Annotated in this window: 16 protein-coding genes and 1 pseudogene; 8 read left to right on the top strand and 9 right to left on the bottom strand. The window is 67.7% G+C overall.

Features of this window, described 5'->3' with window-relative positions; translation table 11 throughout:
- Nucleotides 1-54: 54 nt before the first annotated feature.
- The gene (locus tag ASC59_RS10985; protein ID WP_055822121.1) at nt 55-699 is read right to left on the bottom strand and encodes a TetR/AcrR family transcriptional regulator; all 645 of its coding nucleotides are present in this window, start codon (nt 697-699) and stop codon (nt 55-57) included.
- 99 nt (nt 700-798) lie between these two features.
- Between ASC59_RS10985 and ASC59_RS10980 the strand changes: the two genes are divergently transcribed.
- Nucleotides 799-2,109, top strand: a complete 1,311-nt coding sequence (locus tag ASC59_RS10980; protein WP_055822116.1) for a glycosyltransferase — start codon at nt 799-801, stop codon at nt 2,107-2,109.
- Here the strand turns inward: ASC59_RS10980 and ASC59_RS10975 are convergent.
- The 3 genes and pseudogenes from ASC59_RS10975 to ASC59_RS17800 form a co-directional block, all read right to left on the bottom strand.
- Complete coding sequence (locus ASC59_RS10975; RefSeq protein WP_055822112.1) at nt 2,106-2,801, bottom strand: hypothetical protein; 696 nt, start codon at nt 2,799-2,801, stop codon at nt 2,106-2,108. The two genes, ASC59_RS10980 and ASC59_RS10975, sit on opposite strands and share 4 nt — an antisense overlap.
- Nucleotides 2,798-4,057 (bottom strand): nuclease-related domain-containing protein, encoded by a 1,260-nt coding sequence (locus tag ASC59_RS10970; protein ID WP_235492666.1) that lies wholly within the window; start codon nt 4,055-4,057, stop codon nt 2,798-2,800. The genes ASC59_RS10975 and ASC59_RS10970 overlap by 4 nt, the downstream gene beginning before the upstream one ends.
- A 21-nt stretch (nt 4,058-4,078) precedes the next feature.
- Nucleotides 4,079-4,225, bottom strand: a pseudogene (locus ASC59_RS17800) (DUF2510 domain-containing protein); the annotation flags it as partial.
- 164 nt (nt 4,226-4,389) lie between these two features.
- Between ASC59_RS17800 and ASC59_RS10965 the strand changes: the two are divergent.
- Complete coding sequence (locus tag ASC59_RS10965; protein WP_055822106.1) at nt 4,390-4,935, top strand: DUF6998 domain-containing protein; 546 nt, start codon at nt 4,390-4,392, stop codon at nt 4,933-4,935.
- Between the two features lie 519 nt (nt 4,936-5,454).
- On the opposite strand, the gene ASC59_RS17250 is transcribed toward ASC59_RS10965, so the two are convergent.
- Entirely contained in the window at nt 5,455-5,628 is a 174-nt protein-coding gene (locus tag ASC59_RS17250; RefSeq protein WP_157487989.1) for a hypothetical protein, read from the bottom strand.
- Between the two features lie 140 nt (nt 5,629-5,768).
- Here ASC59_RS17250 and ASC59_RS10960 point away from each other — a divergent pair, with 140 nt between their 5' ends.
- The gene (locus ASC59_RS10960) at nt 5,769-6,098 is read left to right on the top strand and encodes a hypothetical protein (RefSeq protein ID WP_055822103.1); all 330 of its coding nucleotides are present in this window, start codon (nt 5,769-5,771) and stop codon (nt 6,096-6,098) included.
- A gap of 83 nt (nt 6,099-6,181) precedes the next feature.
- Here the strand turns inward: ASC59_RS10960 and ASC59_RS10955 are convergent, their stop codons facing one another.
- Nucleotides 6,182-7,243: a DUF2207 family protein gene (locus ASC59_RS10955; RefSeq protein WP_055822100.1), complete on the bottom strand. Its 1,062-nt coding sequence runs from the start codon at nt 7,241-7,243 to the stop codon at nt 6,182-6,184.
- Between the two features lie 210 nt (nt 7,244-7,453).
- Here ASC59_RS10955 and ASC59_RS10950 point away from each other — a divergent pair, with 210 nt between their 5' ends.
- Nucleotides 7,454-8,203: a hemerythrin domain-containing protein gene (locus ASC59_RS10950; protein ID WP_055822097.1), complete on the top strand. Its 750-nt coding sequence runs from the start codon at nt 7,454-7,456 to the stop codon at nt 8,201-8,203.
- A gap of 177 nt (nt 8,204-8,380) precedes the next feature.
- A complete protein-coding gene (locus ASC59_RS10945) occupies nt 8,381-9,121 on the top strand; it encodes a glucose 1-dehydrogenase (RefSeq protein ID WP_055822092.1) in 741 nt (246 codons plus the stop codon).
- Here the strand turns inward: ASC59_RS10945 and ASC59_RS17245 are convergent.
- Nucleotides 9,109-9,273 carry a hypothetical protein gene (locus ASC59_RS17245; RefSeq protein ID WP_157487987.1) on the bottom strand — a complete coding sequence of 55 codons (165 nt, stop codon included), beginning with the start codon at nt 9,271-9,273 and terminating at the stop codon, nt 9,109-9,111. The genes ASC59_RS10945 and ASC59_RS17245 overlap by 13 nt on opposite strands.
- Here ASC59_RS17245 and ASC59_RS10940 point away from each other — a divergent pair.
- From ASC59_RS10940 to ASC59_RS10930, 3 genes are all read left to right on the top strand, one after another.
- Nucleotides 9,272-9,862, top strand: a complete 591-nt coding sequence (locus tag ASC59_RS10940; RefSeq protein ID WP_157487985.1) for a TetR/AcrR family transcriptional regulator — start codon at nt 9,272-9,274, stop codon at nt 9,860-9,862. The genes ASC59_RS17245 and ASC59_RS10940 overlap by 2 nt on opposite strands.
- 129 nt (nt 9,863-9,991) lie before the next feature.
- Nucleotides 9,992-10,597 (top strand): hypothetical protein, encoded by a 606-nt coding sequence (locus ASC59_RS10935; protein WP_055822085.1) that lies wholly within the window; start codon nt 9,992-9,994, stop codon nt 10,595-10,597.
- Nucleotides 10,598-10,811: 214 nt separating this feature from the next.
- Nucleotides 10,812-12,323: an HNH endonuclease signature motif containing protein gene (locus ASC59_RS10930; RefSeq protein WP_055822081.1), complete on the top strand. Its 1,512-nt coding sequence runs from the start codon at nt 10,812-10,814 to the stop codon at nt 12,321-12,323.
- A 178-nt stretch (nt 12,324-12,501) separates the two neighbouring features.
- Here the strand turns inward: ASC59_RS10930 and ppk2 are convergent, their stop codons facing one another.
- Nucleotides 12,502-13,320: a polyphosphate kinase 2 gene (gene ppk2, locus ASC59_RS10925; RefSeq protein WP_055822078.1), complete on the bottom strand. Its 819-nt coding sequence runs from the start codon at nt 13,318-13,320 to the stop codon at nt 12,502-12,504.
- A gap of 411 nt (nt 13,321-13,731) precedes the next feature.
- A complete protein-coding gene (locus tag ASC59_RS10920) occupies nt 13,732-19,680 on the bottom strand; it encodes a GH92 family glycosyl hydrolase (RefSeq protein WP_235492665.1) in 5,949 nt (1,982 codons plus the stop codon).
- Nucleotides 19,681-19,742 lie beyond the last annotated feature (62 nt).

Raw genomic sequence — 19,742 nt, 5'->3', positions numbered from 1 at the left:
GGCTCGCTGGAGGAGGGGCTCGATGTCAGCGGGCGCCAGTGGTCGTTGCTTCACTCAACCGGCGAGCTGCCTTCGAGCCGCGTCGGCGAGCCAGCGCTCGTAGCGGGTCTGGCTCCATCCGCTCTGCAGCACCAACTGCTGGTGGCTCTCGGGCGACCAGAGGAACGACAGGGTGGCGGCGGCCGTGTCGGCGTCTTCGCCCACGCCAGTCGCGATGCCGCGCTCGATGAGTTGTTCAACCACCCCTCGGTAGTCGCCGCGCCGCCGCGCGAGAAGGTCCTCCAGCGCCGCGGCCACCAGTGCGTCCGCATTGGCGGCCGCCAGGAACTCGATCCAGAGCACGCTCGTGCGGGCGTTGGCTGCGGCGACGAAGGCGGCGGTGGCGGTGAGGAAGGCATCCGCATCCGTTATCGCCAGAATCTCCTGGGCGGGATCGCTGTCGACCACGGGCGCTGGGCCTTCGGTGCCGGCGAAGGCCTGCTCGAAGGCTCCGAGCAGGAGTTCGCGCTTGGGGCCGTTGTTCTTCACGGTCTCGGGGGAGACGCCGGCGCGGGCGGCGATGTCGGCGAGCGAGGTGCCGCTGTAGCCGTTCTCGGTGAAGCAGGCGGCCGCGGACTCGAGGATGCGCCGGCGGGTGGTCGCCGCCTGCTCGGTGCGCAGGGACGAGACGTAGCTGCGGGTAGGGGCTTTCCCTGACATGTCGCCACTCCTATTGCTTAACCCATGAGGGTGGTGAATACTGCGTGAGGCGATTCAATCGTAACCCGCCTTCCACTCGACCCGAGGAACCTCGCAACCATGACATCCGTGCTCATCACCTCCACGCCCGTCCACGGGCACGTCACGCCGCTGCTCTCCGTTGCGGCCTCGCTCGTCGCCGCGGGCGACCGCGTGCGCTTCCTCACCGGTGCGCGCTACCGCGATGCCGTGGTCGCGACCGGCGCCGAGTTCCTGCCGCTGCCGGATGCCGCGGACTACGACGACACCGACATGGATGCCGCGTTCCCGGGGCGGCGCGGGCTGCGCGGGCCCGCGGGCATCCGTTACGACATGATCGAGATCTTCCTGAAGCCGGTGCCCGCGCAGCTCGCGGCCGTGCGGTCGGCTCTGGCGAATGAGAAGACGGATGCGATCCTCGCGGAATCGATGTTCGCCGGCGCCGCTGTGCTGAGCGGGCTGCCGCGCTCGCGGCGTCCGTTGCTGGTGAACCTGGGCATGATTCCACTCGGCCTGAAGCATCCGGATGTCGCCCCGTTCGGACTCGGCATCAAGCCGCTGCCCGGCTCACTCGGTCGGCTCCGAAACGCCTTCCTGACCGCGACCGCCGAGAAGGGCGTGTTCGCGCCGGTGCAGCGCTACGCCAATGAGATCGCGCGGGCCGAGATCGGTCGCGAACTGCCGCGCTTCTTCCTCGACTGGCCGAGCGGTGCCGACCTGGTCGTGCAGTTCACGGTGCCGGAGTTCGAGTATCCGCGGGCGGGGCTTCCCGACACCGTGCACTTCGTGGGGCCGGTGTCGCGGTCGCGGGCGTCGACGGCTTCGCTGCCGTCTTGGTGGGGTGATGTCCTCGCCGCGCAGGGTGTGCGGCCTGTGGTCCACGTGACGCAGGGGACTGTCGCGAACTCGGACTGGAACCTGGTGGAGCCGACGGTGCGTTCTCTGGCCTCGCTCGATGCTCTCGTCGTGGTGGCGACGGGAGGGCGTCCGGTCTCGTCTCTGCCCACCGACCTGCCTTCGAATGTGCGGGCGGCCTCGTTCCTGCCGTATGACCAGCTTCTGCCGCTCACCGACCTGATGGTGACGAACGGCGGATACGGCGGCGTGCACTACGCGCTCGAGCACGGCGTTCCGCTGGTGGTCGCCGGGATGACCGAGGACAAGACTGAGGTTTCTGCGCGCGTCGATTGGGCAGGGGTGGGCGTGAACCTGCGGACGGATACGCCGTCGGTGGCGAAGGTCGGAGCGGCGGTGAAGCGGGTGCTCAGGGATGACCGGTACCGCTCGCGGGCTGCCGAGATCGGCGAGGCGATCCGGCGCTCGCCGGGTCCGGATGCCGTGCACGGGATCATCGAGGAGGCGCTGGCGAAGCCGGTGCGGCAGGTTGCCTAGGTGCGCCTGCCTTCGCTCGGCGAATCGGGGCGGTCTCCGGGTGCCGATGACCAGTACATCGTCAGCGAACGCGGGTAGCGGCCCCGCTCGCGTTTCGGGTCGAATGCGAGTGCTGGCGCGTCGGTCACCCTCAGGTTGTCGAGCTCAATGCTCTCCAGTGGCATCGCGCCGAAGGTCTCCGCAATGCGCGTCCCGACATCATCGATCAGCGTGTCGAGCTCAGCTAGTACCGCGTCTACTAGGGCCTGGAAAGACGTGACTAACTCCCACGGCAGTGGTTGCACGACCGTCGTGGCCATGACATGACGGGTGCCCGTCTGGGTGTCGAACACAAGCGTCGGCCAAGTGGTCGCGAGTTCGCTCTGCGAGTGAGCCAGTGTCCTATTGCGATACGCGCGAATCTGGTCGTGAATGTCGAGCTGCGCCCGGGGAACCTCGAGGTGGTGGACCAGCCAACCTCGTGCCTTCGAGTGGGTGAACGCACGAGAGTAGGCCAGGACTGCGTGGTCAACTAGTCGGTCCGATAGCTCCGCCAGACCATCCGCCTGGAGCTGGACAGCATGCTCGAGTGTGGCCGTCGCATCGGCAAGATCGCGAGCGTAGCTCGCCAACTCGATGTAAAGCCGCGTATCGCTTGTATCCGGAACGTGAGCGAACCGAAACCGGTCCGGTGCGCTGGGGTCGACGGTCATCCGGCTGCTTCGTGATTCGCCACGACACCGGTTTCGGGTGTCAGCGTGACGGTGGATCCATACTGGGCGCCGGTCAACGTGAGCGAATAGGAGAGCCCGTCGGCGCTCGGCGCGTAGTCGGCTTCCGTCCCGTCAGGAAGATCCACGAGAACGGAGCCGTCCGGTAGCTGGAGTTCGGAACCGGTCCCGAGGGCTAGCGACGCGGGGCGAGTTCCCCCGGCGCTGGCGCGTTCGATTCCGAGCGAGGCTGCGCCGGCATACTGCGCCAAAGCGGCCTGTTCCTGATCCGCGGTCGCAAACGCTTGCTCCTCTGCAGCGGGTTTGGCCAGGTTGTTCACGTAGTTGAGGCCGACGATTAGCAAGGTAACGGCGAGTGCAAACTTGAAGAGATCCGGCAGCGCCGATTTGCGCTTTCGGCGCGTGCGACGGTTCGACGGACGAGTCGATCGCGGCGCCCGTTGTGTGCGCAAGACACTAGGCATGGCCTTCGCCGCGGGCCGTGGTGACGTCGCCTTGCTGGGTCGTCGCTCAGGTGGGGACAAGCTGATCGCTTCGAAGTTCGAAATCAGGGAATGGGCGTCGACAGCCTCCAACGGAAGGCGGCTCCACGTCTCAGGTCGCGCCGCAGCTGCAGCAATACGTGCCACCTGCTCGTCGCTATACCTGCGACCTGCACGCATGAACGCCGCCAACAGATCGTGATCGCGTACGACGTCCACCACGATGTCGCCGCCGTCCGGGCGCTCCCTAACGGTCACATGGCGCGCAGCGACGACGACGATCAGGCCACTCGTCTCGACTTGTATCCCGCTCGCGGCGCTCAATAGCTCTTCAGCGCGGCGCGCTTCTCCCGCGGCCTTCGGGATGTAGGGCTGATACTGGCCGGCGACTTGGAGTGAGCGCCCGGCGACCCAGACCGTGCCGCCGGGATGCCGTTTCGTGTTGAGGGTGAATGCCCCGGGTGGGCCTATGACCACATGATCGATGTCAGTTCCGTTGTCCCCGAACGGTACCGAGTGCAAGACGGTCCATTCCGATCCGAGGCGACTCAGTATGTCGCCAACATGACGCTCCCCGATCGCTCCTGAATGCCAGGAAGCGATCTCGGCGTCGGGCTGACCGTCGAGGCGCATCCGGAGCACGAGCTCCATCAATGCCTGTGCAGGGACCCGTGCTCGGAGATCGATCGGCCCGAAAGTCGACTCGGGCTCGCCGACGGCGCCCGGTGTAGGCGTCGCCATTGGCGGTGCAAACATTACTCCGGAAGCCTGATCCCTTGGATAGCGGTGCTCAGTCCACCCAACGCCGTTCCACCATACGAACTGACTTTCGTTCAGCGGATCGGAATACCAGCCCTGCGGTGGCGGCGGCGGAGATAGTTCGGCTGAGTCATCAACGGGTGAACTGTGGCGACCCGGTGGCATCCCTTAACGGTATTGGGGCTTCACATTCAGCGCTGCCCCCAGAAGGTGGCTGCAGCCCAGGGCCGGCTGCGCGGACATCGGCGCACATCGTCGGAGTCACATGACAGGGGCGGCACCCTCGGAGTTGAAGCTCACGTCGCATGCCGTCGATGGGACACTGTGGCATGGCCGATGATGATCTGAGTGTCCGCTCTTCCCGCGAGCTCCTTGGCATGTACGCACGGATCTTGAAGGAGCTCATGCGTCGCGAAGTCATTCGAACCTTGAATGCCCCGGCAGGAGATCTGGCTGAGGCGCTCGTGACCCGCGCATACGGCGGTGTGATTGCGCCAAATAGTGAGAAGAGCTACGACGTCCGGGCCGCCGATGGTCGGCTTCTTCAGGTGAAAGCGCGCGTAATCGCGTCGACTGCGCGTACGAAGCCGATCCAGTTTTCAGTGTTTCGTTCGTGGGACTTCGATTCGGCCATCTTCATTGTGATGGCGGCCGAGGACTACGAGGTATTGGCGGCCATTGAAGTGCCCATGGCTTCAGTACGCGATCGCTCAGCGGAAGTGGCCTGGGTTGGTGGCTCAAGACTCGCGGTTTCCCTCGTCGTCCTGGCGGGCCTGCCAGGCGCAGTCGACCGAACGCGGGAAGTACGTGACGCTTTCGAGGACCTCGACTCGAAAGCTATTGGCGCCGATGGACCGAATCCCGGGATTGACTAGGAACTGACGAACGTATTCGTCCCGCCTTTCGATTTGCGAACGGTCGGGCCCCGAAAGCTGTTACGAAGTCGGCGATCATCGTCGACTCGACCAATTCCGGATCGACATCGGGCGTCTCCCTCCATGCCACCAAGAGGTTGTCGCTGTCGCGGAGCTGCCAGAGATAGCGACCGCCCCAATGGCCGACGGGCTGGCCCGCCCCATGCCGGCGGTACTCGTCGAGGCGTTTGCGGAGGCCCCGCCGTCCGGTCGATCCTCCTCCGGCCTTACCGATGTACACGACCGTCGCATCTTGAACCCATGCCGATTCGAGCGTCGGTAAATCAACCGACGGATCTTTCCCCTTGAACCAGCCCGCAATGCTCCGGTCCAAGAACTCGGGTGGCGCGGTGTCCGGGCGAACGACGATGTACACGCCGGGAGCCCCTGGCACCTGAGAGGTAGGGAGTGCGGCAAACGGGATGAAACCCTCGAATCCAGCGGCTTCGAGGCCGGCGCGAGTCCACGCGCTCCCCGACATCACTGGCTCCGCGAGCGGAAGTGTGCTCGAACAACGTTCGCTTGATCGGCCGTCAGCTTCCAACGCGTCGTCGGCGGACGGAGCTTGCCATAAGCAGCGCGCAGGACATCGCGGATGCGCTTCTGGCTCACGCCCAGGTCCCGGGCCAAGTCCGCAGGTGTCAGGTCATCCATGGCGTCAGCGTATCGGGGAGAAGCTCGGAACTGCCTCGAGTCGGCGACGGGACGGCGCGCGGGACTGCGGCTCGCCCATGCGTCAGGCGCGACCTCTCGGCTCGCTTAGTCTGTACCGAGCAATCCCTTGAAAGGTCACCATGAGCGCAGGTACGTCCACCGGCATCCGTCAGACTGCTGCCCCCACTCCGCCGACGCGTTCGCCTCGCCAGCTCGCGAAGGCGAACGCGTTCGCATTCTGGGCGCAGATCTCGGCGATCACCGCGGTGTTCTCCTTCTTCGTTCCGCTGCTCGGCCTCGTTGCCTCACTCGCCGCCCTCGTGTTCGGCATTGTTGCTCTCGTGCAGGCGACCAGCCGTCCTGCACGGGCGATCATCGCCATCGTGCTCGGTGCCGGCGCGGCGCCGATCGCCCTGACGCTGAGCCTGACGTCGCTCGCCGCGATGGTGGTCGAGGTCGTCGGCCGCTGAGAGAAGCGGCATCCGTGGGCGACGGTGGCCGAAGTGTTGGTCGACCGTGCTGCCGCCGACGGTCGAAACGCGCTCGGCTCGACTCACGGTCCCCAGTCGAACAGGTCGAACCCGGCGGTGGCTGCCTCCAAGACGCCCGCCACGTCGACGAGTGAGAACGCGAGATTGACCACCTGGCCGCCCAGTTCGCCCATGATGAAGAGGTCGACGGCGAAGTCGGTGGCATCGAGGGCGCTGACCTCCACTGGGCGGAGCTCACCATAGGCAGTCTTCAAGTTGGAGATCCACTCCTTCTCGATGCCGAAGATGACCGCGTAGGGCAGGAGCTTCTCGTAGAGGCGAAAACGCCCGATCGCCGTGCCAAGGTCGGCGGCGTCGTTCAGGAGCGCACCGGCAACGGCTGACGTCTCGGCTGTTCGCGGTGACTGCAGTGAACGGATGCGGTCCTTCTCGGCCAGCACCATGTATTGCCGCAGCCCATCGAGATGCCGACGCGCGGGCTGTGATGCGTCGGTGAATCTGCGCGACAGGCCCTGGGGTGTGATGACGAAAGCCGTGATGAACCCGGCGATTGCCAGGATGAGGGGAACTCCGCCTTGCGGCTCTCCCATGGCGAGTCCGCTGACCAGCACGATTGCCGCACTCGCCGCGCCCAGCCAGGCGAAGGAACGCAGGATCACTCGGCCATAGTGAGCGCCGCCCAACATGCCGGCGTTGTCGAGCTCAGACGCCTGACTGTGCAGAAGTGAGCGCAGCCGCGAATTCGTCTCGACGCGATCCTTCGAGAACCGACGCACGCGCCGATCAGGATGAGCGCGCCCGAGGATCGCGTCGAGCACGAGAGCGTCCTCCTCGGAGAGGGCGTCGGGGTCCGGAACTTCCACGGCGACGGTCGGGCGTCTGGCATTGGCTGTGTCAGTGAGCAGCAGCACGACGCGACGAGCCGCAAGATCGAGCAGGGCCGCGGAGGGCGCCCGGTCGTCCCGGCCGGCGAGGATCGCGTCGCGAAGAACCGTCGATCCCTTCGCGGGGCCGTACTCCACGATGAGCGACCGTGGCAGGCTGCCCTGGCGGCGCCGCGCGGAAAACCCCAACGCCAACGTCGCGAGGGCGATGACGAGGAAGACGAGTGAGGGCCAGAACATCGCCCAAGTCTAGGAACGGCAATCGCTGGGATCGGGGTGCCGCGCTCGGAGCGGGTCATCGGCTGCGGGCTTCGCCTGAGGCGCCGAGGGCGCGATCTCGAGCCGTCGAACTCTTGCGCTCGGTGCGGCATCCGCAGTTCCCTTGTAGATGCGGGTGCCGACGGCTCGGCGTCTGCGGCTTGCCAGTCTCCAACCCGAATGGAGTTCTTCATGTCTGCAACGATCCTTCCGCCGAGCGGTGACGTACCCGAGCGGCCTGGCGGTGCTGGCGCCCCCGGCGGCTCGGCCGGCACGGGCCCAGCATCCGTCACCTGCGATGCGTCGGGGATGGAGGAGATTCACCGGATGTTCCGCGCCGGCTTCGCGGAGGGGCCCGATCTGGTGGCATCCGTTTCGCCGGGCGATGTCGCGTATGCCGGGGTGGTCGCCGATCACCTGACGCTGCTGTCGACCGGTCTGCACGCGCACCACGAAGGCGAGGACGCGGCGCTCTGGGACAAGCTCGAGCAGCGGGCGCCGGCCTGCGCGGCGCATGTCGCGCGCATGAAGTCGCAGCACGCCGAGATGCTCATCTACCTCGAGGCGCTCGATGAGGCTCTGCCGGCCTGGCGGGCGAGTGCATCGGTAACGGATGCCGCCCCGGTGCGCGGAGCGCTCGACGGCGTGAACGCGGCGCTCGCCGTGCACCTCGGCGACGAGGAGGCGAACATCGTGCCGGTGATGGAGACCACGCTCACGCAGGAGGAGGTGGACTGGTTCGGCGAGCACGGGCGCAAGGCGACGCCGAAGGGCGCGATGTTCCTGCAGCTCGGCGCGATCCTCGCCGCTCAGCCCGACGGCGGCGACGAGTGGCAGCACAAGCATCTGCCGGCGCCGGTGCGGCTGATCTGGCGGGTCGTGGGGAAGCGGAAGTACCTGGCGAATCGGGCGGCGCTGGAGGGGAGTGCGGCTCGGGGGTAGCGCGGCGGTAGGCGCGTCGCTAGCTGCAGCATCCGTTCGAAAGCCCTGCAAGACAGCTGTGCGTCCGGTCGATGCGTTAATCGACAGGTGTAGATTAGTTGTGACGGGACCGATGAAGCGCCCCGCCGACCCGGTGTCGGATGACGGCCGGGTCCTCACGACAGAAAGGTCAGCACCATGGCACGCGTCAGCGGCAAGATCGCCCTCATCAGCGGCGGAGCACGAGGCATGGGAGCCTCGCACGCCCGACTGCTCGTCGACGAGGGAGCGAAGGTCGTCATCGGCGACATCCTCGATGCGGAGGGCGAGGCGCTCGCGGCCGAGCTCGGCGACGCGGTGCGCTACGTGCACCTCGACGTCACCGACTACGCCCAGTGGGAGAACGCGGTGAAGACCTCCGTCGACACCTTCGGCGGCCTCGACATCGTGGTGAACAACGCCGGAATCGCCAACTTTAGCCCCATCGAGGACTACTCGATCGAGGCCTGGAACACCATCATCTCGATCAACCTCACCGGCGTCTTCTACGGCATCAAGGCGGCGATCCCGGCGCTCAAGAACTCGAAGGGCGGGTCGATCATCAACGTCTCGTCGACCGCCGGACTGCAGGGCTACGAGGCCCTGCCCGGCTACAACGCCTCGAAGTTCGGCGTGCGCGGACTCACCAAGAACGCCGCCCTCGACCTCGGTCGCTACAACATCCGCGTGAACTCGGTGCACCCGGGCGCCATCCGCACGCCCATGACCGAGGGCCTCGACACCTCGCAGAGCCACGTCGCCCTGCACCGCGTGGGCGAGCCGATCGAGCTGTCGAACCTCGTGCTCTTCCTCGCGAGCGACGAGTCGAGCTTCTCCACCGGATCCGAGTTCGTCGCCGATGGCGGAGAGACGGCGGGCCTCGCTCACTACGAGTCCTGATCGGGCGAGCGGATGCCGCTGGGCTGCGGCGGGCGGACGCGGGCGTCGTGGTGTCGCAACCGGCGTCCGTCGTGGCCGGCGGCATCCGTCGCCCGTCGTGCCTGCGGTGTCCGTCGTGCCGGCGGCATCCGTCGACCATAGGGTGATGCCATGAGTGAAGATCCGCGCCAGCGTCGCACCCGGGAGTCTCTCGGGGCGGCGTTGGCGCGTCTGCTCGAGACGACGCCGCTCGACGACATCACCGTCGCCGAGCTGTGCCGCGAGGCCGGGGTGCACCGTACGACTTTCTATGCGCACGCCGACGACGTGCACGACTTCGCGCTGGCGGAGTTCAGCCGCGGCATCGATCGGCTGACGGCCGTGGCGGTGGAGCCCGCCTCGGAGTCCGTAGCTCACGTGGCCGGACGCTACGTCGAATCGATGCGCCAGGTGTTCGAGCACGTCGCCGAGGACCGCGCGGGCTACCGGGCGCTGTTCGGATCGAGCACGCGCGGCGTCTTCCGCGGAGTTCTCGACGAACGGATGCGGGCCCGAGCGCAGCGCGCCCTCGAGGTGTGGGCCGATCAGGGCGTGGTGGGGGCGCCCGTTGGCTCGGCGGCGCAAGCGGAGGCTGCCGCGTTCATCGCCGGGGCGCTGGTCGGCGTTATCGAGAGCTGGGCGCTCGGCGATGACGGCGACGCTGCGGCTGCGGCGGCGCGGGTATCGACGCTGATGCCGGGGTGGTGGCCGCGGGCGGAGTGAGGGCGGTGCGGCTGCGGGGGCAGCGGGCGGAGTGAGTGCGAGCGGCTGGGTGCGCTTCGGCCGCGGACTTCGTCCGGGCCTCAGCGAGCGGGTCGAGGGTGAGCGGCTAGCCGCGGATACTCTGAGCCCATGAGCTACCTGTCATTCGGGCCAGGTTCCGAGGATGCCGAAGAGATCCTCCGTCGTGCCTTCGCGGAACACCCGCCGATGACCGATGAGGAACGGGCTGCTGCCATCAGGAAGAACCTCGGAGTCCGCGAGCCTGAGGTGAAGGCGGGCGGTGACCCGTTCTCGGCCGACGTCATCCTCTATGTCCACGAAGGGTTCTTCTGGGTGGATGGCGCCCACCCCGACGCGCCCGAATACAACCCCACCGATTACAGGAACCGTTTATTCGGGCTGAGCGACTCCGGCGTGTTCGTATTCACCGGATTGAACACCGGGCGGGTACCGATCCGCGTCGAAGCCACTCGCGAAGAACCGCCGGTTCCCGAGGGTGACTGGGTGGGGGAGGCATCCATCCGGTCCATCTTCGGCACCATCAATGTCACGTCCTTCGACGACTACGCCGACGTTCCGAGCGCGGCCGTGGGTGGGCCCGGGCACTACAGGGTGAGAATCGCCGGGCGCGGCCGAGAGTTGCACTTCGATGCCGTGAGCGACGACCTCGATGAGACGTACGTCGTGCAGGTGTGTGCGGCGCCTGTGATGTTGGCGGAGCCGCAGGACTCCTGACCGTATTCAGTAGCCGGGCACTGGCGCGGGCTCTCGCGCGTGCTGCATGGAGTCGACCCGACGGGGCCGCATCCAACTCCAGCTGCCGACTCTCGCATGGCTCCTTTTCCTGCTCCCTGAATCGACTCTGTGTTCGAGAGAATGTGGAAACAGACTTATCTACATTCGTAGAGAAAGTCGAGGAAATGTCAGTGGGTCGCGCGAGAATTGGGGCATGAAGAACCACTTCCGGCTCCTGCGCGACAGCGTTCGGGCGCTCCGCACAGCATGGAAGGGAGCCCTGCCGGCGGTGCTGATTCCTAGAGCGGATGCCGCTTCCGCGGTGGGCGCCATGAGTGATTCCGGGCTGGTTCGGGTCGTCGATGCGCTCTCGGCGCTGGCGCGAGCGGTCGGCGCGTTGCAGGCCCTCGTGGCCGGGGAAGTGGCACGCCGATCCCGGCCCGAGCTGGGGCCGGCGGGGTTGGCGAAAGGGCAGGGATTCTCGTCGCCCGCCGATCTGCTGGCCGCCAGTGCCGGCGCCTCCCTGGGGGAAGCGAAGGCCCTCATCACCGTCGGTGAGGCCACGGCCGGGCGGGAGTCGTTCACCGGCGAACGGATGCCGTCCCCGCACCCGTTCGTGCAGGCGGCGTTGACGGCCGGTCGGATCAGTGTGGCTGGCGCGGCGATGATCACCCGCATGCTCGACCGGGTCGCCTGCCGAGCCCACCCGGAACTGCTGATGGCGACCGAAGAGGCCCTCACCGCCGCGGCCGCGCAGTTGAGTCTCGGGAGCCTGTCGGTGGCGGTGAAGTATGCCGAAGCCAGACTCGACACCGACGGTGTGCAGCCCCGTGAAGAGGAGCTGCACGCGGGCCGGTCCCTGTCGATCGTGGAGGAGAAGTCCGGAGCGGTGCGGCTAACGGGCGTGTTCGCTCCGGTGGATGGTGCCGTCGTCGCGGCGGCGATCAACGCTCTCGTGTCCACGGAGCTGCGGCGGGCACGGGACGCATTCGGATCCGGGCGCGCCTACACCTGCCCCGACGGGACTCCTACGGATGCGTGTGTCTGCGTTGATCCGGCGCTGACCGAACAGCGCACCCTCACGCAGATGCGCGCCGACGCCCTGGCGGACATCGCCCGGCATGTGATCGGCTGCGAACAGACCACCATCGACGCCACAACCGCCGTCGTCGTCCGCATGGACCTGGAAGACCTCACCGATCCCGACAGTGCCGGTGTCGCGTCGATCGACGGCATCGCCCAGCCCATCTCCGCGGAAACGGCCCGCGGCCTGGCCGCATCCGCCGGCATCATCCCGCTGGTCCTCGGCGGAGACTCGGCCCCCTTGGACCTGGGCCGGTCGCAACGACTGTTCACGAGGGCGCAGAAGATCGCCCTCGCCGAGCGGGACGGCGGCTGCGCGTTCCCCGGCTGTGCCCGCCCGCCACAGTTCTGCGATGCGCACCACATCCGCTGGTGGGACCGACACCACGGCCCCACCGACATCACCAACGGAATCCTCCTTTGCTCGCACCATCACCACCTGATCCACCGCGAGGGCTGGGGCATCCAGGTGGCCGAGAACCGAACCTGGTTCACCCCACCCGTCCACATCGACCCCGGACAACGACCAAGACCGGGGAACAACCTGCGACGGCTACTGATGCGTCCGGTGGTCGTCAGCGCGGGCGAGAACGACGCGAGTGCGGCGGGTGCTGTGGGCATTGCGGGTGAACGGGCGGCGTAATGCCCGCCAGCGCCCACGCGCCCACAAGCCCACGCGCAACCCTCGACCCCCGGCCCGCTCGCTGAGGCCCGGACGGAGTCCGCGGTCGAAGCGTCTCACTGGCGCACCGCACCGCACCGCAAGGCGCGCTTCAGGCGGTCGCTGCGCTCTGCCCTCAGCGGGCGGGTGGCTGGCAGCGCTACAGCGTCGCCGCGTGGTCCGGCACGAACTTGTGCTCATCGATCGGCGGACGCGGGGCTTCGGCGGCGACCGGGCGATCGGGGAAGTGCACCTCTTCGGGATCGATGGTGTCGTAGGGGATCTGACTCAGTAGATGGTTGATGGTGTTGAGGCGGGCGGAACGCTTGTCGTCGCTGTCGATCGACCACCAGGGGGCGGCTTCGATGTCGGTGACGTCGAACATGGCGTCCTTCGCCTTCGAGTAGTCCTCCCACTTGGTGATCGACAGCAGGTCGGTCTCCGAGAGCTTCCAGCGGCGCATCGGGTCGTTGAGGCGCGAACGGAAGCGCTTCTCCTGTTCGGTGTCGGAGACCGAGTACCAGTACTTCAGCAGGATGATGCCGTCGTCGACGAGCATCCGTTCGACCGTCGGAACCTGCTTCAGGAAGCGCTCGTACTGCTCATCGGTGCAGTAGCCCATGACCCGCTCGACGCCGGCGCGGTTGTACCAGGAGCGATCCATCAGCACGATCTCGCCGTTGGTGGGCAAGCGCTCGATGTAGCGCTGGAAGTACCACTGCCCCTTCTCGCGCTCGCTCGGCTGCGGCAGCGCGACGACGCGCGCGGTGCGCGGGTTGAGGTACTGCATCACACGCTTGATGGCACCACCCTTGCCGGCGGCGTCACGTCCCTCGAAGATCACCAGGATGCGGGCATCGGATGCCGTCACCCACTGCTGCATCGCGACCAGCTCGATCTGCAGGCGGGTCAGCTCCTTCTCGTAGAGCTTCTTGTCGAGGCGCTTGGACTGCTTCTTCGCGTGCTTCTTGCCGGACATCGGACTCCTCGAGGGGACGTGCACTCGGTGCGTGCACTGGGGCGGGTCCGGCGGTCTGGGTGGCAGTCGGAATGCGCGGAGAAAGGCCGACGCGTAGGTACAGCAAACACCTGTTTAGGCGACGGGGTGAGGCCCTTGCCGCGGTTGTGTGGGGGCACTACTGTTTCGGGCCGCAGTCGCAGCTACTGTGCGCCATTTCGCGGGGGCTTGCGCCACATCTACTGGCGCGCACGTCCGCGAAATGGCGCAGCGTGCCCGATCAACGCGGCGCGATGCAGCGCCGGGCACAGCGAAGAGCCGGCGCCGACACCCGAAGTCGACGCCGGCTCGTTCCGCGAGGCGGAGGGCGGCTGAGGCGGGGGAGGGCGCCGGAGCTGTCAGCTCCAACGCCAGCTCCGGCGCCCGCTGCTCCTACATCTCCGTCTCGCCGCTGGTTCCCGTGGCCCGGCGGCGGCGCACGAACACCAGCACCGCACCGAGGAGCACGAGCAGCCCGGCCACCCAGCCGGCCGTGGCCAGCATGGCGCCGTTCACACCGGTGCTGCTGAGCGACGACGGCGACGACGCCACCACCGACGGGTTCTTCGGCCCATCGGTGCCCGTGCTTCCATCACCCGGAACCTGGGGCGCCAGCACCTCGAAGCCGAACGACACCGGAACGTCCGAGGTCGAGCCCGTGACGACGACCTCGTGGTCGCCGACCGGAACCTCGGGCACCTCGAAGGTGAGCGAGAACGCTCCGCGGGCGGTGGCCTCGGTGGTGCCCACGACCACGGGGTCGGAGTGCATCTCGACGGTGATCTTCTCGCCGGGGGCGAAGCCCTCGCCGGTCACGGTCACGGTGTCGCCGGGACGACCGGAGGTCGCATCAGAGCGCACCTGCGGCGTGTAGACCGGGGCGGTCGCCTCGGGAACCACCGTGACCGTCGCCGTCGCGGGCATCCGCGAGTCGGCTCCCGTGGCGACGAGCGCGTAGGTGCCGGGGGCGGCATCCGTCGGCACTGTCACCGTGGCGGCGATGGTGCCGTCGGATCCTGCCTCGACCGTGGCCGTCACCGGCGTCGCCGTCGCGAGCGACACAGTCACGGATTCGCCGGCCTTGAAGCCGTCGCCCGTTACAGCGATGTCGGTCCCCGCGAGCACGTCGTCGGCGGGATCCGCCTTCACAGTGGTCGCGTAGACCGGGGCGGCGGCGATCTCGGCTGTGAGCGTCAGGTGCGTCGTGCGTGCTCCGTTCGCCACGGTCACCGAGACCGTGTAGCTGCCCGCTGCGGCGTAGGTGTGGCCGCCGGTGACGGTGAGTCCGTCGTCGGATGCTGCAACCTCGGCGTTCTCGGTCGTGGTGCCGTCGCCCCACTGAACGCGCACGATCGGCGCGTCGGCGGAGGCATCCGCCTGGGTGATGCTCGCCAGCGTGGCCTCGAGTGCCTCGCCGGCGGTTCCGGTGATGTCGTCGCCGACAGTGGCCTCGAAGCCAAGGTTGGGCTGGGCGCCGTTGGAGGCGATCGCGAAGACGTGCACGCGACCGGTGACTCCCGGCTCACCCGGCTGGACCGGCATCGTGATGCTCGCCACGGTGCGGCCCTCTGGGATCTCGTACGGAACCGTGGAGAAGAAGTACGACGCTGTGTTCGAGGGCGATGCGCCCACGAGCCGGTACGCCGACTTCACGACCTCGATGTTGCCGAAGGGCGCCGTGGCGTTCGCGTTGCCGCCCTTGGTCCAGTCGGAGAACTGCAGGGGAATCTCGATCGGGTCTCCCTCGGTGAAGTTCACCGTGGCCGTCGTGTCCTGGTTCTTCTCCGTCGCTGCTCCGATGAACGAGAGCTTGGTCGCTCCCTCGCCGAGGTCGACCGCGATGGTCTGGCCGGCGCCCGTCGCGTTGTCGGGAGCGCCTGCCGGAACGACCGGAGTCGTGAAGGTCAGGTCGGTTCCGGGTACGTCGTGCTCGACCCCGGCGGTGAGACCGCCGTCGGCCAGGCCCTGGCGGGGGTAGGAGATGCCCTTCGCGTCGCAGTTGCCGCCCACGCCGTCATCCGCAATGCAGACGCTGTCGAAGGCCGCGCGCAGTCCGCCCGGCTCGACGTAGTCGACGGTGATCGGAACGGTTCCCGAGAAGCTCGACACTCCGTCGGTCGCCGTGACCTTCGCCTGGTAGACGCCGGGCTGCGCGTAGGTGTGGTTCGCCGAGACCGGGTTGTTGCCCAGCTGGGCCTCCCCGATGGTCGCGGGCTCCGCGTCGGTGCCGTCACCCCAGTCGACGGATGCCGCATAGCCCTCAGGCACTCCGCCCGACAGGATGCCGAGGGCGAAGTCGCTCGCCATGCTCGACGTGGCCGTGAGGCTCTCACTCGGGCTGAACGTGAGGGTGTTCGCCTCGGCTCCGCTGCCGTCGGTCAGCAGCTCGAACTCCGACAGCGAGATCGCGGCGTCTCCGCCGGTCACGGTGAGGCGGAACTGCTGGAAGGCCGCGGGGTTCGCGATCTTGAAGGGCACGGTCTGCGAGCGGTTCGCGAAGCCGCGATCCGCACGCGAGTCGACCTCGGTCCACGTCGTGCCGTCGTTGCTTCCCTCCAGCGCCCACGCCGACGGGTCGGCATCCGGAGTCGAACCCGCCGTGATCGTGTAGAAGGTGGGCTTCTGCTTGGCGCCCTTGTAGGCGACGGTGACAGCGGGGTTCGCGTCGGCGAACGTCACCTGCGATCGGGACGCGTTGTCGACGAGGGCGGAGACGTTCTCGCCGCCGCGGCTCGTGACCGTCGCGAGCGACGGGTCGGTGGCGTCGACGAGTGGCTTGGCCACGTCGGCTCCGGTGGTGAGCGACGGCAGGCCGTCGTCGTCTCCCGTGCCCCAGGCGCTCGGCTCCGACCCCATGGTGAAGTCGAGCGTCGCGCCGTCGGACAGGATGCGGGAGTCGATCGACGTCGAGGAGTGCTCCTCGCCGTTCACCCGGAGCGACTGCACGTAGACGTTCTTCGTGCTGTTCTCGGGAGCGTTGATGACGAGCTGCTTGCCGCCGGCGAGGTTCACCGTGGCCTTCGTGAACAGCGGTGAGCCGAGCACGAGCTGGGTCGATCCGGTCTGCATCGGGTAGAAGCCGAGCGCATTGAAGATGTACCAGGCGCTCATCTCGCCGTTGTCCTCGTCGCCCGCGTAGCCCTGACCGATGGCGCCGCCGGCGTAGGAGCGCTGCAGCGCCTCACGCACGATGGCCTGCGCCTTGGCGGGGGCTCCGGCCTCGTTGTACATGAACGGGATGTGGTGGCTGACCTGGTTGCTCACGCCCCACTGGCCGTAGCGGCCGTCGCGGGCCTCGACCTCCTCGTGGATGCTGCCGGTCGAGGTCTCCGGGGTGGCGAAGAACTCGTCGAGCTTGTCCTCCAGGCCCTGGTCGCCGCCGTAGAGGTTGGCAAGACCCTGCGGGTCCTGCGGGGCGTGGAACGCGAAGTTCCAGCCGTTGGTCTCGGTGTACGGACCCCACCAGGACTTCGGGTTGTACTGGTCGGCCGGAGTGGCGAAGCTTCCGTCGGCGTTGCGCGCCTGGAAGAAGTCGATCGCCGGGTCGAACAGGTTCACGTAGCCGGTCGCCCGGTCGAGGTAGTACTCGCTGTCCTCGCGGAGCTGCGCCACGCGGTCGGCCGGTGTGTTCGGGTCATCCGCGAGGGCGGCGGCCATGTTGCCGATGCCGAAGTCGTTGATGTATCCCTCTGTTCCCCACGACACGCTCTCGCCCTGCGAGGCGGGCGTGAAGCCGAGGAAGGTCGACGTGGCGAGGCTCTTGCGGCCGACGCTGTCGTTGCTCGACGGCGTCGTCGCGTTCTTGACCGCCGCGTCGTAGGTCGCGAGGGCATCCGGAAGCTCGACTCCGCGCAGGTAGGCGTCGGCGAAGGCGACATCCGAACTGGTGCCCGTCATGATGTTCGCGTACCCGGGCGATGACCAGCGGGCGATCCAGCCGCCGTCACGATACTGCTGGGTGAAGCCGTCGACCAGTTCGCCGGCGAGCTCGGGGTAGAGCATCGAATAGGCCGGCCACGTGGTGCGGTAGGTGTCCCAGAAGCCGTTGTTGACGTACATCTTGCCGTCGACGATCTTCGCGCCGGTCTCGGTGGCCGTGCTCGCGCCGACCTGGGCCGAGACGGGGCTGGCGTACTTGTAGGTGGGGGCGTCCGCGGTTCCCGTGTTCTCGAACTGCGAGTTGGGGTACAGGTTCAGCCGGTACAGGTTGCTGTAGAGGGTGCGCAGCTCGGTCTCCGACGCACCCTCGACGGCGATGACTCCGAGGCGGTCGTTCCAAGCGGAGCGAGCAGACTCGCGGATGCCGTCGAAACTCTCGGCGCCGACCTCCAGAGCCAGGTTCTTCGTGGCCTGGCCGAGGCTGAGCAGGGATGTCGCGAACCGGAGCTCGACGGTCTTGTCGCCCGAGGTGTCGAAGGTCGCGTACTTCGTGAGTGCGCGACCGCCGGATGCGGTTCCCGTCGTCGTGGGAGCGGCGTCGAAGCGCCCGGAGACGAACATGCGGGTGCGACCCGTGTCGCCAGCCGCGCCGTTCTCGATCCAGCCGGTGACGGAGCCGTCGGTGTCGATGGTGAAGCTGCCGTCGTTGTTCGGCGCATCCAGGACGACGCTGTTCGCGTCTCCCGTGAAGGTGAACTTCATCAGTGCGGCGTGATCGGTGGGCGTCATCTCGGCAGTCACGCCGTTGTCGAGCTCGACTCCGTAGTAGTCGGGCTGGGCGGTCTCGTTGTCGTGGCTGAACGTCGCGGCGCGGGTGTGCCAGTTGCCGTTCGGCGCGGTGCCGCCTGCGACGGGCATGACCGAGAACAGGTTGCGGTCGCCCATCCAGGGGCTCGGCTCGTGCGAGATGCCGAGGCCCTCGAAGCGCGTGCGGTTCGCATCGGTGTTGTCCTGCTGCCACGAGTACTCGCGCGAGGTCGCGCCGGCGTTGGTGACGGGCACGAGGAAGTTGAAGCCGTTGGGCATCGAGGTGATCGCCTCGTTGGAGCCGCGCGAGAAGGCGCTGGACGAGTTGGTGCCCCGGCGGGTGTCGACGAAGTGGGTCAGGCTCGAGTCGTCGATGGTGGCGGGCTCCGCCTCGATGGCGATGTCGTCGACGAAGCCGCCGAAGGCCGACGCATCCGCTCCACCCGGGTTGTCATAGGAGAACTGCACCGCGGTGATCGTCTTGCCTGCCGCCACGGGACCCAGGTCGATCTCCACCTGGTTCCACTGGTTGGGGTAGAGCACCTTGCCGGCGCCCTGGCCGAGCGCTGTCGCGTCGATGCCGTAGACATCCGTCGGCGAGAGGTCGCTCAGCTCGGTTCCGTCGCTGAAGCGCAGGTTCACGGCCGAGTACGTCGACGGGTACTGCAGGTCGTTCGCGGTGAGGTCGGGGAAGATCATGTACGACAGGCGAGTGCGATCGCCGACGGGAATCTCGACGTCGAACAGGCGGTTGGTGACGGATGCCGCCCCATCGCCGCTGTGCTCACCGCCGTAGCGCAGCGAGTGCGCGCCGGTCCAGCCCACGCGTGCCTTCATGTTGTAGCCGGCGCTCGGGCCGGTGCCGATGGCCGTGGTGATCGGGGCTGCGGGAGCGTTGGGGTCGACCTCGGTGATGAGGTCCCAGTCGGCGAGCTGGATGAGCCCACCCGAGTGGTTCACGATGCCGTCGAGCCTGTAGTAGCTGTAGGCGGCCGGCGTCGCGACGGAGAAGGTCCTCTTCACCTTGCGGTCGCCGTCGGCCCAGCTCTGGTTCGTCTGGGTGTCGAGGGTGGCCCAGGTGGATCCGTCATTCGATCCCTTGAGCACCCAGTTCTTCGGATCGCGCTCCGGGGCGTCGCCGCCCGACGTGAGGGTGTACGTGACGGCGCTCGCGGCCGCGGAGAGCTTGTACTGCAGCCACCCCGTCGCCGAGAACACCAGCCACTTGGTGTTGGCGTCGCCGTCGGTCGCCCAGACCGCCGCCTCACCCGGGGCGTTCTCGCCGCTCGCCGTGACGGTGGTCACGTTCGGCAGCACGCTGCCGCCGCTGGCGCCATGCACGTTCTGCTGCAGCGGTGCGCCTTCTTCGCCGGCGGGGGCCGGTGCCAGCTCGACGCGGTTGGCATAGGGCGCGACGGCCTCGCCCGGCTCGAACGACGTCGACCAGTCGTCGGCACCGGATGCTGCTGCCGCTGCGGCGGTAGCCGTGGCCGCTGCGGCCGGCGACGCCACAGCCAGCGGGATGGCTGCGGCCACCAGGGCGCCTGCCAGGAGCGGCGCAGTGATGCGGCGCAGGAGGCCGGGCATCGAGCGCCGAGTTGATGTGGTGGTGGTGGTGATCGCGGCGGTGAGGCTGCGGGTGGTGCGCTCCGGCATGCGGGGCCTTTCGACACTGAAATGGCTGGAATCGGATACGCGAGGGGCATCCCTGCGAAAAC

Origin of the sequence: Leifsonia sp. Root1293, from assembly GCF_001425325.1 — a bacterium.
Lineage (GTDB): Bacteria > Actinomycetota > Actinomycetes > Actinomycetales > Microbacteriaceae > Orlajensenia.
Note: the sequence above shows the minus strand (reverse complement) of the source record. Positions and strands in the feature narration are given on the sequence as shown.

Coding starts and splice junctions, on each gene's coding strand:
- ASC59_RS10985 (WP_055822121.1), bottom strand. CDS start 699: ATGTCAGGGAAAGCCCCTACCCGCAGCTACGTCTCGTCCCTGCGCACC.
- ASC59_RS10980 (WP_055822116.1), top strand. CDS start 799: ATGACATCCGTGCTCATCACCTCCACGCCCGTCCACGGGCACGTCACG.
- ASC59_RS10950 (WP_055822097.1), top strand. CDS start 7,454: ATGTCTGCAACGATCCTTCCGCCGAGCGGTGACGTACCCGAGCGGCCT.
- ASC59_RS17250 (WP_157487989.1), bottom strand. CDS start 5,628: ATGGATGACCTGACACCTGCGGACTTGGCCCGGGACCTGGGCGTGAGC.
- ASC59_RS10965 (WP_055822106.1), top strand. CDS start 4,390: ATGGCCGATGATGATCTGAGTGTCCGCTCTTCCCGCGAGCTCCTTGGC.
- ASC59_RS10945 (WP_055822092.1), top strand. CDS start 8,381: ATGGCACGCGTCAGCGGCAAGATCGCCCTCATCAGCGGCGGAGCACGA.
- ASC59_RS10960 (WP_055822103.1), top strand. CDS start 5,769: ATGAGCGCAGGTACGTCCACCGGCATCCGTCAGACTGCTGCCCCCACT.
- ASC59_RS10940 (WP_157487985.1), top strand. CDS start 9,272: ATGAGTGAAGATCCGCGCCAGCGTCGCACCCGGGAGTCTCTCGGGGCG.
- ASC59_RS10920 (WP_235492665.1), bottom strand. CDS start 19,680: ATGCCGGAGCGCACCACCCGCAGCCTCACCGCCGCGATCACCACCACC.
- ASC59_RS10955 (WP_055822100.1), bottom strand. CDS start 7,243: ATGTTCTGGCCCTCACTCGTCTTCCTCGTCATCGCCCTCGCGACGTTG.
- ASC59_RS17245 (WP_157487987.1), bottom strand. CDS start 9,273: ATGGCATCACCCTATGGTCGACGGATGCCGCCGGCACGACGGACACCG.
- ASC59_RS10970 (WP_235492666.1), bottom strand. CDS start 4,057: ATGTTTGCACCGCCAATGGCGACGCCTACACCGGGCGCCGTCGGCGAG.
- ppk2 (WP_055822078.1), bottom strand. CDS start 13,320: ATGTCCGGCAAGAAGCACGCGAAGAAGCAGTCCAAGCGCCTCGACAAG.
- ASC59_RS10930 (WP_055822081.1), top strand. CDS start 10,812: ATGAAGAACCACTTCCGGCTCCTGCGCGACAGCGTTCGGGCGCTCCGC.
- ASC59_RS10935 (WP_055822085.1), top strand. CDS start 9,992: ATGAGCTACCTGTCATTCGGGCCAGGTTCCGAGGATGCCGAAGAGATC.
- ASC59_RS10975 (WP_055822112.1), bottom strand. CDS start 2,801: ATGACCGTCGACCCCAGCGCACCGGACCGGTTTCGGTTCGCTCACGTT.